At 44.0% G+C, this 14,462-nt stretch carries 14 protein-coding genes and 1 pseudogene; 12 read left to right on the top strand and 3 right to left on the bottom strand.

Annotated features, from left to right (window positions below):
• Positions 1–6: 6 nt before the first annotated feature.
• The 4 genes from VTAP4600_RS07835 to VTAP4600_RS07820 all read left to right on the top strand — a co-directional run bounded on the left by VTAP4600_RS07835 (position 7) and on the right by VTAP4600_RS07820 (position 5,096).
• Complete coding sequence (locus VTAP4600_RS07835) at positions 7–1,461, top strand: CehA/McbA family metallohydrolase (RefSeq protein ID WP_102522287.1); 1,455 nt, start codon at positions 7–9, stop codon at positions 1,459–1,461.
• 4 nt (positions 1,462–1,465) lie between these two features.
• Entirely contained in the window at positions 1,466–2,191 is a 726-nt protein-coding gene (locus tag VTAP4600_RS07830) for an HAD family hydrolase (RefSeq protein WP_102522286.1), read from the top strand.
• Positions 2,192–2,195: 4 nt separating this feature from the next.
• Positions 2,196–3,323: an ABC transporter ATP-binding protein gene (locus VTAP4600_RS07825; protein ID WP_102522285.1), complete on the top strand. Its 1,128-nt coding sequence runs from the start codon at positions 2,196–2,198 to the stop codon at positions 3,321–3,323.
• A gap of 225 nt (positions 3,324–3,548) precedes the next feature.
• A complete protein-coding gene (locus VTAP4600_RS07820) occupies positions 3,549–5,096 on the top strand; it encodes a methyl-accepting chemotaxis protein (protein WP_102522284.1) in 1,548 nt (515 codons plus the stop codon).
• A gap of 22 nt (positions 5,097–5,118) precedes the next feature.
• Here the strand turns inward: VTAP4600_RS07820 and tnpA are convergent, their stop codons facing one another.
• Positions 5,119–5,583 carry an IS200/IS605 family transposase gene (tnpA, locus tag VTAP4600_RS07815; RefSeq protein WP_102522283.1) on the bottom strand — a complete coding sequence of 155 codons (465 nt, stop codon included), beginning with the start codon at positions 5,581–5,583 and terminating at the stop codon, positions 5,119–5,121.
• A 68-nt stretch (positions 5,584–5,651) separates the two neighbouring features.
• On the opposite strand from tnpA, the gene VTAP4600_RS07810 reads away from it, so the two are divergent.
• The gene (locus VTAP4600_RS07810; RefSeq protein WP_102522282.1) at positions 5,652–7,043 is read left to right on the top strand and encodes an RNA-guided endonuclease InsQ/TnpB family protein; all 1,392 of its coding nucleotides are present in this window, start codon (positions 5,652–5,654) and stop codon (positions 7,041–7,043) included.
• 32 nt (positions 7,044–7,075) lie between these two features.
• Positions 7,076–7,690: pseudogene (locus VTAP4600_RS07805) on the top strand (methyl-accepting chemotaxis protein); the annotation flags it as partial.
• Between the two features lie 117 nt (positions 7,691–7,807).
• Here the strand turns inward: VTAP4600_RS07805 and VTAP4600_RS07800 are convergent.
• Both VTAP4600_RS07800 and VTAP4600_RS07795 read right to left on the bottom strand, forming a co-directional pair.
• Positions 7,808–8,593 (bottom strand): DUF4198 domain-containing protein, encoded by a 786-nt coding sequence (locus VTAP4600_RS07800; RefSeq protein WP_102522280.1) that lies wholly within the window; start codon positions 8,591–8,593, stop codon positions 7,808–7,810.
• 55 nt (positions 8,594–8,648) lie between these two features.
• A complete protein-coding gene (locus VTAP4600_RS07795) occupies positions 8,649–8,960 on the bottom strand; it encodes a hypothetical protein (RefSeq protein WP_102522279.1) in 312 nt (103 codons plus the stop codon).
• A 211-nt stretch (positions 8,961–9,171) separates the two neighbouring features.
• Between VTAP4600_RS07795 and VTAP4600_RS07790 the strand changes: the two genes are divergently transcribed.
• The 6 genes from VTAP4600_RS07790 to VTAP4600_RS07765 all read left to right on the top strand — a co-directional run bounded on the left by VTAP4600_RS07790 (position 9,172) and on the right by VTAP4600_RS07765 (position 14,435).
• Entirely contained in the window at positions 9,172–9,405 is a 234-nt protein-coding gene (locus VTAP4600_RS07790) for a FeoA family protein (protein WP_102522278.1), read from the top strand.
• 2 nt (positions 9,406–9,407) lie between these two features.
• Positions 9,408–11,882, top strand: coding sequence for a ferrous iron transport protein B (gene feoB, locus VTAP4600_RS07785; RefSeq protein WP_102522277.1), 2,475 nt, complete (start codon positions 9,408–9,410; stop codon positions 11,880–11,882).
• 15 nt (positions 11,883–11,897) lie between these two features.
• Positions 11,898–12,056 carry a FeoB-associated Cys-rich membrane protein gene (locus VTAP4600_RS07780; protein WP_197708662.1) on the top strand — a complete coding sequence of 53 codons (159 nt, stop codon included), beginning with the start codon at positions 11,898–11,900 and terminating at the stop codon, positions 12,054–12,056.
• 212 nt (positions 12,057–12,268) lie between these two features.
• Positions 12,269–13,027, top strand: coding sequence for an amino acid ABC transporter substrate-binding protein (locus VTAP4600_RS07775; protein ID WP_102522276.1), 759 nt, complete (start codon positions 12,269–12,271; stop codon positions 13,025–13,027).
• Positions 13,027–13,701: an amino acid ABC transporter permease gene (locus tag VTAP4600_RS07770; protein WP_102522275.1), complete on the top strand. Its 675-nt coding sequence runs from the start codon at positions 13,027–13,029 to the stop codon at positions 13,699–13,701. Before VTAP4600_RS07775 ends, VTAP4600_RS07770 begins: the two co-directional genes overlap by 1 nt.
• On the top strand, positions 13,698–14,435 hold the full coding sequence (locus VTAP4600_RS07765; protein ID WP_102522274.1) for an amino acid ABC transporter ATP-binding protein: 738 nt from the start codon (positions 13,698–13,700) through the stop codon (positions 14,433–14,435). Before VTAP4600_RS07770 ends, VTAP4600_RS07765 begins: the two co-directional genes overlap by 4 nt.
• Positions 14,436–14,462: the final 27 nt, after the last annotated feature.

Here is a 14,462-nt window from a genome sequence, read left to right as displayed (position 1 = left end):
ATTTCTATGTTTGTATTTGAAGATAGTGTTTGTTTTGGTCATCAGCAGCATGTGTTCACATTAAGCGACGAGGTCAGTCGTATTAGCGTGCGTGCTAAGACTCTCAAGAAAGCTTTTTTGTATTTGTATCTTTACGACCCAGAAGGAGAACTGAGAACGAGCTTTGTCATTGAAAAACCTCTTTCGGTTACGTCTATTGGTGTTGAGAGCGCATCACTAGGTGGAATTGCTGGGAAATTTAGCCTCGGGGAATGGCGAATTGAGATCTTTAATCTTGAAGGGGAGTTTCGGCGCGAAAAGGCGATGGATTACCAGATACAGGTAGACGTGCAGCTTGCAACAGATACTCAGAGCGCTACGGATTCTTATGACCTCAGTATTGAAACCGTTAACTGTATGAATAGTGATCGCTCGATTGACTTTGACATGCAGCGAAACTTGATGGATCAAGCTCAATGGTATCGTGGAGATTTACACGCTCACACTTTATTGTCTGATGGCTCAAATACCTTGGAAGAAGCGACGGACATTGCTGAAAGTCAGAATCTCGATTTTTTGTTTCTAACAGAACATAACCTGGCTCACCCTCGTTTACCCAAATCGGATACTTGTCTGTTTTTACCTGCATATGAAGTCACGACCGATCTAGGACATTTTAATCTGCATGGCCCAGACCGAGCACTAGATGTAAATAAAAATCACTATAAAAGCAAAGAGTTGATTGAGCAGGGGCGTCAGATAGCGCAACAAATTGGCGCTAATCTTTGCGTTAATCACGCCATGATGAAACCGTGGCACTGGCATTATGCTGACATGAAATTAGCCAGCATTAATACCTTAGAAATCATTTGTGACCCAACCTGGTCTACGTCTTCACGCGCGGCAGAAGAGGCGCTAGTGCTATTAAGCGCAATGTGGAATAACGGCCATAAAATTGCAGGCGTGGGTGGCAGTGACTCGCACTTGAAACCCGATCAAAGAAACCCAAATGCGACAGAGCCGTCATTGTATGGTGATCCGCTAACTTGGGTATTTGCAAATAACTTGTCAGGTGTGGGCATTGTTGAAGGGTTAAAGGCTGGGCATGTCTATTTTGAAAGACACTGCCAACTCGGCTTTAACATCAATAAAGGGGCGCTGTTACCTTCTCAAGGAGTGGATGGGGGTGACGTTGTTCATCAGATCAATGTGGGCAATGTTAGCCAGCCATTTTATGCAGAACGAGTGGTTGATGGCGTTGTGCTCGAACGTATTCAATTATCGGAAGAACACATTACGTTTACGACTAACTTAGCTGATGCGAAGTGGGTACGCATTGACATTCGTCGCGGCCAATTAATCGGTCATCAAGAAATGAAAGGCGAACTGGAAGGCATGATAAATCCAGTTTTCAATCTTCAAAACCCAATTTTTGCACATCCCGTGTGTGATACATGGGGCGAACTAGTAGAGACAATTTAGAACAATGAATATTAAAGGCTTACTGTTTGATAAAGATGGCACTTTGCTCGAGTTCCATACCATGTGGCTTGAGGTGGCAAAAGGCGCAGCACAAGATATAGGCGACATGCACAACACGAAAATCAGCGTGGAAGACCTTTTAGTCGCGATTGGCGTACATGGCAATTATGTAGATAATCACGGCTTGTTGGCCGCAAATCCGGTAGAAGATACCGCTAACGCTTGGTTTGAGTTAGTAAAGCCTCAGGTCTCTCCGCTTCTATTTTCTCAGCAAGTCAAGTCGGCATTCAACACACAGGTTGAGAAAAATCCAGACCTTATTCAAGCAATTGTCGGCGTAAAAGAAACGCTGATAGAGCTGAAGCAAAAGGGGTATTACTTAGGAGTCGCAACGGCTGATACCAAAGATTCAACGCTGTATTCGCTTCAACAAGCTGGGTTACTCGACTTATTTGATTACGTTGGTTATTCAGATGGTGATATCCAACCGAAACCACACCCGGCGCTACTAGAAGCGTTTTGTCTCTCTACCGACCTATGCGCTAAACAAATAGTGATGTTTGGTGACACCGTTTCAGATATGGAATTTGGTCATAATGCGGGAGCGTACAAAATTGGCGTTTTAACGGGAACGGCAACGGCCGATGAATTGAAACCGCACGCGGACGTCGTGCTTAGCTCTGTGTCGAGCCTAACCCTAGACCATTTAGTCTTCAACTCAATAGGATAATCCCGTGGCAGAAGTAACCTTACAGAAAATCGAGAAAGTGTACCCAAATGGCTATAAAGCAGTACACGGAGTTGACCTCAACATTAAAGAAGGTGAGTTCATGGTGTTCGTTGGCCCATCCGGGTGTGCGAAATCGACAACATTACGGATGATTGCTGGTCTTGAAGATATTTCGGCTGGGGATGTCTACATTGGTGACAAACGCGTGAACGACCTGCCGCCAAAAGATCGTGGCATTTCAATGGTGTTCCAAAATTATGCACTTTATCCTCATATGAGTGTATATGAGAACATGGCTTTTGGATTAAAACAGTTAAAATTAGACAAAAATATCATAGAGCAACGTATCCAAGAAGCGGCTGACACGCTAGAAATCTCGCATTTATTACGCAGTAAACCCGGAGAAATGTCTGGAGGTCAGAGGCAGCGTGTTGCTCTAGGTCGCGCGATGGTGCGCAAACCTGATGTATTTTTATTCGACGAACCCCTATCAAACTTAGATGCCAAGCTTCGAGTCTCCACTCGGGTCAGCATTGCCCAACTGCATCAGAACCTCAAAGCCGAAGGCCAAAATGCAACCATGATTTACGTGACACACGATCAGGTAGAAGCCATGACCTTAGGCGATCGTATTTGTGTGCTGAATCATGGGCAAATTATGCAAGTAGACACGCCAATGAATTTGTATTTAAAGCCGGCGAATAAGTTTGTTGCGGGTTTTATCGGATCACCTGCTATGAATATTATTCAAGGAGAGTTGATTGAGCATCATGGTGAGATCGCCGTTCAATTAGATGGTGAGGCAATTGTTATCCTTCCGATTGAGAAAGCGCAAAAGGTTAAACACTGCATTGGTAGCCAAGTATGGTTTGGTATTCGTCCAGAGCATATCAGTATGACTGAGTTAAAAGAGGGGGCTGAAGTAAAGAATACAGAAATTCGAAATATCGATGCTGTTGAGTCTATGGGTAACGAGCTTTACCTTTACTTTAAGATAGGTGGCGAGAAACTAACGGCTCGAATCCCATTTGAGAGCGATCAATATGTTGGGCAAAATGACCTGAAAGCACTGACATTTGATATGACTAAGTGTCATTTATTTGAGCTGAATAGTGAACAATCGCTATTCTAAAAAATGGGATGTCACTCAGCGCCTTCATTTCAAGTGGGTCATTTGACGCTATTTCTCCTAGCCGTATAGAAAATATCCACTATTCTCGAGAGAGTAGATGATTATTAATATGCCTATACGGCTAGTATTTATTGTTTGTTATTGATAAATTGGCAGTGTAAAAATCTTGTTAAAAAAAGCCATTGGAATGGCTTCATTTATCGCAAACACAAGGAGAAGTAGGTTATGCGATCCCTTTCTGTCTATTGGAAGATCACCCTGTTGGCTGGGCTATGCTTAGTATTAACATCTTGTTTTCTTATCGGGTTTTCGATCTACAACGCGACATCTAATCAGCGTGTGATTATTGAACATAGTTCGTCTTCGGTTATCGATAAGTCTCAGCAGATATTGATTGGTATCGCAAAAATTAATGCAGCAGAAGTTAAAACGTATTTAGACGAAGCTCGCCACCGTGCAGAAATGCTGGCAGAAACTGCGCTATTTACGAAAGCAAACGCCGAAGAGAACTTTACCGGCAGTGAAGAAGTTCGTACGTCACTTAATGAAATGATGCGCAGAGTGGTGAAAGAGTTTCCTACCGTTCGAGGTGCTTATCTGGTGTTTAATCCCGATCAATTAGACGGCGAAGATGATAACTACCATGGCGCAGATTACGTTGGGTCGAATGATTCCGGAAGGTTTGCCAGTTATTGGCAGGTCTCTAGTGACAACGAAAGCGAACAGCAAAGTGCCGTATTAACGGAAGAAACGTTGGCTGACGGTTCGCAAGCCGAACGATTTTCATGCCCGATTTTGTCCGGAAGTGCTTGTGTGACCTCCCCGAGAGTGGTGCAAACGAATACGGGAAACTCCTTGCTTGTTTCTTTGTCGGTTCCTCTAATGTTGGAAGGAGAAGCGATAGGGTTTTTAGGGATAGAGCTCGCACTGGATCAACTTGTTGATACGGTGATTGCCTCAGACCAAAATCTGTTTAACGGGGCGGGCAGTATTGCGATTATGAGCCTTGATGGAAGCTTGGTCGCTTCAGACAATCCTTCCGCTGCAATTGGGCAACCTTATCAGAATAACAATATCTCTAGTGACACCCTCACAGAGTACCTTTATGGGCACGATGTGATGACTCAGTGGAGTCAAGACGGTAGCGTGCTTTCTGTTTTCGCACCGATTATGGTTGCAAACCAAACGTGGGGGGTGATCTTAGAAGCACCTCGTGACAGTGTCCTGGCCGATGCAATTAATCTTGATGCCGTCATTTCTGATTTGGTCGATGGCGGTGTATGGCAAGAATTGATGGTTGGCACTGTTTTGGTCATTATCGGTTTGGTCTTAATCGCTATTATGTCATTTAGCTTGGTGAAACCTATCAAGGAAGTCGTCGCTCGCCTGCAAGACATTGCTTCAGGAGAGGGGGACTTGACTCAACGGCTCACAGTAAATTCTACCGACGAGATCGGTCAGCTTGCTCTCGGGTTTAACCAGTTTCTGGAAAAACTTCAGCTTACTATCAGAGAGGTGGTGGCAACTTCACACGATATTGCCAATACCAGCGTCCAAGCTGGAGATGCGGCAGGTGCGACTCATCAAAGCAGTGAAGATCAATTTAAAGAAGTGGATCTCGTCGCAACAGCCAGTGAAGAGTTGACTCAAACGGCCGGGCTTGTTGTTCAAAATGCAGACATCGCGGTAAGTGCTGCGAATGAAGCCGAGGCTTCTGCAAAACAAGGTCAAGCCGTTATTGAACATTATGCTTGCGCAATCTCGCCCTTTTAAGGGCGAGTCAAGCAAGAGGTAACTAGTCTTTTCTCTGACTTAAAGCGCGTGACGTTTTTACGGCGCTTTCACTTGGTGGTGTACTTTGGTTTTCGATGTACTGTTTAACAACGTCCAAACTCGCACCACCACATGACACAACACAATAGCTAGGCGACCAAAAGTGATTACCCCAAAGCATTGTCTTTATGCGCTCCCAATACTCGCGCCTTAGCATGTATGACGATTTCCCTTTCAGCTTACCAACCAAGTTCGATACAGCTACCTTCGGGTGAATAGACACCATCAAGTGAACGTGATCATGTTCACCACCGAACTCTAATAGTTCACAATCCATTTGCTTACACGTTTCCTTCATTATTTCTTTGGTTCTATCCAACATCTCTTTGGTGAAAACACCTCTACGATATTTAGTAACAAAGACTAGGTGCGCATTGTTCTTAAAAAGGCAGCTTCTGCCTGTTCTCCATTCGTACATATTAACCATAGACTTGATTGACAATTTACCATTAAGTGTAATAATATTCGCTGCGAATGACAACCAATGGAACTATCATGCTAACTGGCATCAAGCTACGCGCTAACCCTACACCAAATCAAAAACTGGTACTAAGCCAGTGGATGGGCTGTGCGCGTAGTATTTGGAATGCCAAAGTCGATGAAGAAAGGTATTACCGTACTTTTGCGCGTAAGTATTATCCAATTGGCACTTATGCCCCTATTGATCAGAAAGCATCGCAGTTCAAATCTAAAGAGCTATCACCTTGGCTCTATCAGTGTCCTAGCCAGATAATCCGCAACAGTGCTGTTAACTGGTATCAGACTTACCAAAAGTTCATGAAAGGCGCGTGTGGGAGACCTAAGCGCAAACCTAAGACTGATCGCGGAAGTATCTACCTTACTCGTGAAGTGTTCCGCTTCGACCGTTGCGAAGATGGCAATTTACGCCTATTTATCGGTACGAAGACCAATAATATTGGTTACTTATCTTTTAAGGCTCATAGTAAGTTCGAGATCCCAAACTCGCTTTATGTGCGCAAAGAGCGTGGTCAATATTATGTGTCTTTCTGCTATGGGAACGGCAAGGATGAGTCAGAGCTACCTAGCAATGCTGAACACTTAGCATTCCTGCAAGGCTCAACAAAAGAATATCTGGAAGAACACACCATTGGCGTAGACCGTGGTGTGGCTATCCCTGTACACGCTGGCTCTATGACGTTCGACTTTTCTGACGAAGAAGGCGATAACCAGAAAAAGAACATGACCAAAGCTGATCGCTACATTAAGCGATTACAACGCAAATTGGCGCGTCAAACTAAAGGCTCAAATCGCAGAAATAAAACCAAGTACCGCATTGCTACGCACCACGCTAAAAAGGCGAATATCCGTAACGATTTCGCCCACAAGACAAGCCGCGAGCTTGTCGATAGCAAAGCAAAGGTTATTGTGTTCGAGGCTTTACGAACCTCAAGTATGACGCGCAAGCCAAAGGCAAAGCAGGACGAACAAGGCCGATATGTGTCAAACAGAGCCAAGCAAAAGGCAGGGCTAAACAAGTCCATCTTAAACGTTGGTTGGCACATCATAGAAACGTACACCAAATACAAGGCTTACCAAGCAGGAAAAGCCGTATTCAAAGTAAATCCAGCCTACACCAGTCAGGAGTGCGCCAAGTGCGGTCACACTCACCCCGACAACCGAGACTCACAAGAACTATTTGTGTGCGGTAACTGTGGAAATTCTGACAATGCAGATAACAACGCATCACTGGTCATTAAGAAACGGGCAATTAATCTAATATTAGACACTGGAACGGTGTTGTCTGGCGATGGGGTTCTAAGAACCAAGTCAGATAGTGGACGTGGAGGCAATCGTAAGACTAGCCGAGCCAAAAGCTCGACTAGCGGTGTCCAACGAAGCGTCAAAAAAGAAAAGTTAGCGGCTTAGGTTGTTATCTTAGAAGCTCGCTGCTTTAGCTGCGAGTAGTTCACCAGTCTGCGCAAGAAATGGCGGGCTTAGTGTCGCGTATGAGCAGTGCAGTACCTGTTGTGGAAGAGCTGGCCGCGAACAACAAAAACATCACTGAAATCTTAACCGTCATTGAAGGCATTTCAGAGCAAACAAACTTGTTAGCACTTAATGCTGCGATTGAAGCTGCAAGAGCTGGGGAGCAAGGGCGCGGTTTTGCGGTCGTTGCAGATGAAGTTCGTACACTAGCTAGCCGTACACAAGAATCGGTGAAAGAGATCCATAGTGTGATTGCTCAGGTTCAAAAAGGCACTCAAGATGTGGTGAATGTTATCAAGCAAGGTAATGATCTTGCGGAAAACACCTCCGTTCAAGTTGGCCAAGCTGTCGATGAAATTGGGGCAATATTTGGAGCGATTGGTTCGATTAACGATATGAATAGCCAAATTGCGAAAGCAGCCCAGGAGCAGCAATCGGTATCAAGTGAGTTGAACCGAAATGTGGCAAATATTCGTGACTTGAGCGAAAGAATATTGAATCAAGCGGAGTCGTCAGAACGAGTGAGCCAAGAGATGGGCGCAATTTCTGCTCGACAACAAGACTTAGTCGGGCAGTTTAAAGTTTAGTCGCCAGTTGAAAGTGACTGGGTTAACTTAGAGCAAGTTGGTTAACTTATAAAAGAACAGGGAGCGTAATGCTCCCTGTTTAGATCTTATGGTCTGCAATTGCCGTTATGCTAACGACTAAATGTCTTTCGCTTCAATCCAAATTACTGCATCTTGCGATAGTTCTTTGCCTTTGTACTCAGTGTCAGGGCCGCTACCCAAACACGCAAAGCCCCATTTGCCGGCTTTTGGAATACCGAACGTAAATACGCCGTTAGGATCCGTAATCGCTACGATAGCGGCAGCTGGAGCCTCACGGTGATTTGTTTTGCTAAATGCGTTAGCTTTTGAGTCGATATCTGTGTTTAAGAATTCAACTTCACACTCAGCACCTGCTACTGGCTTACCTTCTGAAAGTAGTTGCCCTGAGAATGTACTACCTGCCAATACTTGGTATGGTTTATTCAGTGGCACGATCTCGGTTTTTAATCCCAGCGGTGCTTCCCAACCAGTAGGCATGCCTGATTTGTTAATAAAGCGCTTAGTGATTTGCTGAATGTAAACGTCTTCGCCTTTTTCATAATACGGAGTAGGCGTCAGTGCAAAGATGTAATCGCCATTACGACGAATTTTGTAATCAGTCTGGTAAGCTTTTGCTGTGTTATCTGGGCCTGTCCACGTAATAGGATTCAGTGTTGATAGCAAATCAGTTTGCTTTCCCTTAAACGTAACGGAAAATGCTTCAGGTTTGTCCATGTCCATCACATGGCCATTTTCCATAGGGTGACCAAATACCAGCTTCATATCAACAGTGGCTGGGCTTGCAAGCATGGATTCAGGCGTGTAAATCATTTGGAAGTGAGCTTGGGATGCTGCAGAAAGAGAGAGAGCAGCAATACCTACGGCAATAGCCATTTTTTTCATTGTCTTAATTCCTATTTAATTTTGATATATCCAGTTAATAATGAGGAGCAAGGCATTACTCGACGATATCTTCGCCGTTAATAGTGATCAAATGTCCCGGGCCTGCGTTGAATTCAACGAGGTAATCACCGTTTGGCTTATTGAATTCGAATTCACCGTCCTCATTCATTTCACCTTTAACCAATGAATTTCCATTGCCATCTTTCACGAGCATTTCAACCCCAGATGCTGAGGATCCATCAGAAAATCCACCTTCACAAAGTACCGTGCCATCACCGAAGTCATAGCATGAACATAGGGGAGTATGTGCGTTTGCTACCATGGGTAGGCTAGCTGCGAGTAGTAAACCTAGTGATAGAGATCTCATTTTTAAATCCTTTAAAACAATGGGTTGTATTGGTTATATTCGATATTTGTCGGAATCCTACCTACGAAAAGATAATTTTGGAATAGAGAATCACTCGCATTTACACTTTAATTGATCTTGATCATTAAATTGATAACGGTTCTCATTACGGATTGAGGTCAGTAAGCGATATCAGTAATATAGAGAAACTGTTTTATGTGGAAGTATTGTTATGGAATTGTCACTTTCTTGTGTGCCTCGTGGTACAAAAGGAAAAATTGTTGCTCACGAAGCAAAAGGAAGTGTTCGTCAACGCTTACTTGATCTTGGTCTTATTCCACCTTCTGAATTTGAATTAGTTCGATACGCTCCGTTAGGTGATCCTATAGAAATCCGAGTGGGTTCAAACAGTGTCGTATTGCGTCGTTCAGAAGCAAGAACAGTCAAAATTGAAGTAGGAAAATAAACATGCAAAGCAAGAATATCTTATTGGCTGGCCAGCAGAATGCCGGTAAATCGACGTTGTTTAATATGCTCACAGGAGCCAGGCAACACGTCGCTAATTACCCAGGTGTTACTGTCGATAAGGTTTCAGGGACGTTTAATGATGTCGGAAATCGCTTCGTGGTAACCGATTTGCCCGGTACCTACAGTTTGTCCAGTTTTTCACTTGAAGAGCGTGTGGCGCGACAAGCTTTGAGAGAAGATGATGTTGATGTGATAGTGAACGTTGTTGATGCGGCGAACCTTACTCGTTCACTTAACCTATCTTTGCAGATATTTGAGTTAAATAAGCCGTGCGTCGTTGTTTTGAATATGATGGATGTTGCCCAGAAAGAAGGGGTGACAGTAGACTCCACCAAGTTATCCGCTCTCCTTGGGGTACCGGTGGTCGAGAGTATTGGCCGAAAAGGCTTGGGTAAACAAGAAATCATTCAAGCACTTGGCGCAGCCAAACTTGCAGACATAGAAGATACGTATCCTGAAATTAAAGAAGAAATCAAAGAGCTGCATCAGGCTCTTTCTTTGTGCAACATTGAAGAGCAGTTCAACCATAGATGGTTAGCATTACGTGTACTCGAGGGAGATCAAGAAGTTACAAACTGGTTGGAGAGTCTCGGTGCGGGTGAGGTCTGCCGTCGCAGCGTTTTAAAAGCTCAGCAGAAGGTCGAAGGACAACTCAACGACTACTTCGTTACTAAGAGGCATGCGTACATTTTGGCATTATATGACCAATGTGTTGCGACGAATGATGCTGTTCAAGCGACCATGTCCGTGAGTAAAAAAATTGATTACGTTGTCCTTCATCCTCTGCTTGCCCCGATCTGCTTATTGCTCACCGTCTTTGCTATTTATCAGTGTTCAATTGTGTGGGGCTATGAGTTGACGAACTATACATGGCCATTCTTGGCCATGGCGCGAGAGTGGATTGCCAGCTTTTTGCCAGCAGCCGGTTTCTTACACGACCCGTATACGCGCTCCTTAGGGCTATGGGTTGTTGATTCTGCGAACACATTATTAAACTATGTGCCCATCTTTTTGATCCTGTTTGCCCTTATCGCGATATTGGAAGATTCAGGCTATATGGCTCGGATAGCCTTTATTTGTGACAAGGTATTGCACCGTTTCGGCTTACATGGCCAAAGTACTCTGCCTATGATTTTAAGTGGCGTGTTTGCTGGTGGCTGCGCAGTCCCCGGGATCATGGCGACCAAGGGCATCCCCGATAATCGTGCAAGAATGGCGACTATTTTGACCGTGCCGTTCATGAATTGCTTAGCGAAAGTTCCGCTATACACCTTATTACTGAGCACTTTCTTTGAAGAAGACAAAGCGCTCATGATGTTTTATATATCAACGTTCACCATTATCGCTGCGCTGTTGGTGGCTAAGCTACTGACGAAAACGGTGCTTAAGGGCAGCGAAACTGCTCCGTTTGTGATGGAACTGCCAAGGTATAACTTACCGACACTAAGAAGCGTATTAACACGGGCTATTGAGCGTACTTGGACGTATGTAAAGAAAGTTGGCACCATTGTTGTTGCGGTCTCGACCATCATTTTTGTCTTGCTGCAATTTCCAGGTATGGAAGGCGCTGAACAGCATCAATATCAACAACGAGCCGAGCAAGCCGTCACAAAATTTTACAAAGCAATCGAGTCGACGCCATATCATCAGCAAATCAATGACGACTCTTTGCCTTTACTGGTTAACTATTTTACCGACTTTAAGAGAGCCAAATTGAATGCGTCTGGTGCTAGCGCATCGAAAGCGGTGAATAAAGACTTTGCCGAGCGTAACCCGGACTTTTTCTCAATCGTTGTGCCGGTCAAAGGAGACAAAGCGGCAAGAAAGGCGAATCGCTCCTTACGTAAACTGGCTTCTGAGCGTAAAAAGATTCGTCGGCAAATGAAAGAGCGCCAATTGGAAAATTCACTACTTGGTAGTTTTGGCCGGTCTATTGAACCCGTCACAAAACACGCCGGTTTTGATTGGAAGATCAACGTTGCTCTGTTTTCATCGTTTGCAGCGAGAGAAAGCAGCGTCGCAACCTTGGGTGTGCTATTTCAACCAGACGAAGACAGTAACGATAAGCTTGAAACGCGAATCGGTCAGTCGGAAGATTTTGCTAAGCAAGGTGAATTAGCGGCCGTCGCCCTGATATTGTTCTTTGCTCTTTATCCACCTTGTTTGGCAACGGTGATGATGATTAAAGTACAAACGGGTCAGTATCGTTGGATGGTGTTATCTATGGTATTACCGACCTGTTTAGGGTTTGGGGTAGCAACGATAGTACATACGGTTGGTAATGCTCTTGCGATCTCCGGGGTTGCCGCCATGACATCCATATATTTTGCAGGTTTATTCTTGTTATTAGCCGTTGGGTTTTACGGTTGGTTCCAACAAAAACGAAATCCGAATATACACGCACAGACGACGTAATGGGAGGACATCACTATGTATGAGGCATCGACATCGTTCATGGATGCGTTACTGGTTATAATGGTCGTATGCGCAGCAGGGTACTACTTGTACCGTAAGTGGTTTAGAAAGCGCGGTCAGTGTGGTGGTTGCTCGGGGTGTCCGTCGAGCAAGAAAGAACAGTGTGAAAAATGAGAAGACGTGTGCGTGATTTTTGAACAATAGTTAAGAGGTATAGGCTAGTCATTGTTATTTTTTAGGATAATCAGCCTAAAAATAACTAAGTGACTAGTTTTATATAGTGAGCCTTCTTATTATTTTGGTGAATTACATAGTACTTTTGGTTATTTATTACCGTTCAATGATTCAGGTACATTGAGCGGCAACTAATTAAAAGAGTACAAATAATGTCTGTCTTTAAAAAACTTTTGCTTACCTCTCTTGCTATTGCCACTACCTTTACTTCTAGTGTTTCACTTGCTCAGGAAGAAGTAAAAGTAGGTATGTCTGGTCGCTATTTCCCTTTCACCTTTGTAAAACTGGATGAATTACAAGGTTACGAAATTGACGTTTGGAACGAAATTGGTCAGCGCGCTGATTACAAAGTTGAGTTTGTAACATCAAGCTTTTCAGGTTTGTTTGGTATGTTAGAAGCAGGCCACATTGATACAATCAGCAACCAAATTACTATTACGGATGCACGTAAAGCTAAATACGCTTTTTCGGTACCTTACGTGGTAGACGGCGCACAAGTTGTGGTACGTAAAGGCCGTGAAGACATTCAAGGCATTGACGACCTTAAAGGTAAAAAAGTTGCCGTAAACTTAGGCAGTAACTTTGAGCAATTATTGCGTCAACACGACACAAACAATGAAATTAACATCATTACTTACGACAGTGGTTTTGAGCAGGATGTTGCATTAGGCCGTACTGACGCGTTTGTTATGGACCGTGTATCATCGACTCAACTGATCAAAAAATCAGGCTTGCCGTTGGCTTTAGCTGGTAAACCGTTTGAAACGATTGAAAATGCGATGCCTTTCTTGAATAAACCAGAGAAACTGGCCATTAAAGCGAAAGTGGATAAAGCACTGACTGAAATGAAAGCCGACGGTACTTTATCTCAGATCTCTCAGAAATGGTTTGATGCAGATATTACTCAATAATGAACGGTTTTGACTTTGATTACATGCTGGCGTTGTTCCCTATATTGATAAAATATTTGGGAGTAACGCTGCAAATGTCATTGATAGGCTTTGCTATTGCACTGGCTATATCGATGGTTTTGGCGCTGGTGCGAGTATTTAAGATAAAGGGACTTAATGCACTGGTTGTAGTGTACATCTCGTTTTTTCGAGGGACGCCATTACTGGTTCAGCTGTTTTTACTTTATTACGGTCTACCACAAGTCTTTCCGATATTTATAGGAATGGATGCTTTCTCTGCTGCGGTGATTGGGTTATCTCTGCACTTTTCCGCTTATATGGCAGAGAGTATTCGTGCCGCTATTTTAGGTATTGATAAAAGCCAAATGGAAGCGAGCCTAAGTGTTGGCATGACTCAGTTGCAAGCGATGAAAAGGGTCATATTGCCACAATCTGCTCGCGTCGCAACGCCATCTCTTATGAATTACTTTATCGACATGATTAAAAGTACTTCTTTGGCATTTACTTTAGGCGTGGCTGAAATCATGGCAAAAGCGCAAATGGAAGCATCCTCAAGCTTTAAGTTTTTTGAAGCGTTTATGGCCGTTGCTCTGATTTACTGGATTGTTGTCGTGTTCTTTACTCGCATCCAGACTGCCCTGGAGAAACATTTGAATAAGGCGTTTGTCCGATGATACGAGTAAGCCAGTTGAGTAAAAAATTTGGTGATCACGAGGTGCTCAAGCAGATTGACCTTGAAGTAGAAAAGGGCGAAATCGTGGTGATTATTGGGCCGTCAGGTACCGGGAAATCCACATTATTACGTTGTTTAAATTACCTTGAAGCGCCGACTACCGGTCATATTTCTATTGGTAATGTCACGGTTGATGCGCAGTCGGTTAATTCTAAACTCATTCACCAACTCAGGTCTCAAAGCAGCTTTGTATTTCAAAACTACGCGTTGTTTGCCAATAAAACGGCATTGGAAAATGTTGCTGAGTCGCTGATTACCGTTTGGAAAGAGCCTAAGGCTACTGCGTTAAGTACCGCAGATAAACTGCTAGAAAGCGTAGGGATGAAGGAGCATCAACATAAATATCCTGCACAGCTTTCTGGTGGTCAACAACAACGAGTCGGTATTGCTCGCGCAATGGCTTGTAAAGGCGATGTTATTCTATTCGATGAGCCAACTTCCGCGCTCGACCCGGAATGGGTTGATGAAGTGCTGACGGTAATGAAGCAACTCGCTAAGCAAAAACAAACCATGATAGTTGTGACTCATGAAATGCAGTTTGCCCGAGAAGTGGCAGATAAAGTCATATTTATGGAAGGTGGTGTTATCGTGGAGCAGGGGCCACCAGAGCAAATTTTTGGTCAGCCTCAACATGAAAGGACACGTGCGTTTGTTGCCCGAGCGACGAACAGTTAATAGTAACGAATAGCCAATAGCGACGAA

This window comes from Vibrio tapetis subsp. tapetis, from assembly GCF_900233005.1.
GTDB lineage: Bacteria > Pseudomonadota > Gammaproteobacteria > Enterobacterales > Vibrionaceae > Vibrio > Vibrio tapetis.
This window is presented reverse-complemented; position numbering and strand designations above follow the sequence as displayed.

Coding starts and splice junctions, on each gene's coding strand:
- VTAP4600_RS07835 (WP_102522287.1), top strand. CDS start 7: ATGTTTGTATTTGAAGATAGTGTTTGTTTTGGTCATCAGCAGCATGTG.
- VTAP4600_RS07830 (WP_102522286.1), top strand. CDS start 1,466: ATGAATATTAAAGGCTTACTGTTTGATAAAGATGGCACTTTGCTCGAG.
- VTAP4600_RS07820 (WP_102522284.1), top strand. CDS start 3,549: ATGCGATCCCTTTCTGTCTATTGGAAGATCACCCTGTTGGCTGGGCTA.
- tnpA (WP_102522283.1), bottom strand. CDS start 5,583: ATGGTTAATATGTACGAATGGAGAACAGGCAGAAGCTGCCTTTTTAAG.
- VTAP4600_RS07810 (WP_102522282.1), top strand. CDS start 5,652: ATGCTAACTGGCATCAAGCTACGCGCTAACCCTACACCAAATCAAAAA.
- VTAP4600_RS07800 (WP_102522280.1), bottom strand. CDS start 8,593: ATGAAAAAAATGGCTATTGCCGTAGGTATTGCTGCTCTCTCTCTTTCT.
- VTAP4600_RS07795 (WP_102522279.1), bottom strand. CDS start 8,960: ATGAGATCTCTATCACTAGGTTTACTACTCGCAGCTAGCCTACCCATG.
- VTAP4600_RS07790 (WP_102522278.1), top strand. CDS start 9,172: ATGGAATTGTCACTTTCTTGTGTGCCTCGTGGTACAAAAGGAAAAATT.
- feoB (WP_102522277.1), top strand. CDS start 9,408: ATGCAAAGCAAGAATATCTTATTGGCTGGCCAGCAGAATGCCGGTAAA.
- VTAP4600_RS07780 (WP_197708662.1), top strand. CDS start 11,898: ATGTATGAGGCATCGACATCGTTCATGGATGCGTTACTGGTTATAATG.
- VTAP4600_RS07775 (WP_102522276.1), top strand. CDS start 12,269: ATGTCTGTCTTTAAAAAACTTTTGCTTACCTCTCTTGCTATTGCCACT.
- VTAP4600_RS07770 (WP_102522275.1), top strand. CDS start 13,027: ATGAACGGTTTTGACTTTGATTACATGCTGGCGTTGTTCCCTATATTG.
- VTAP4600_RS07765 (WP_102522274.1), top strand. CDS start 13,698: ATGATACGAGTAAGCCAGTTGAGTAAAAAATTTGGTGATCACGAGGTG.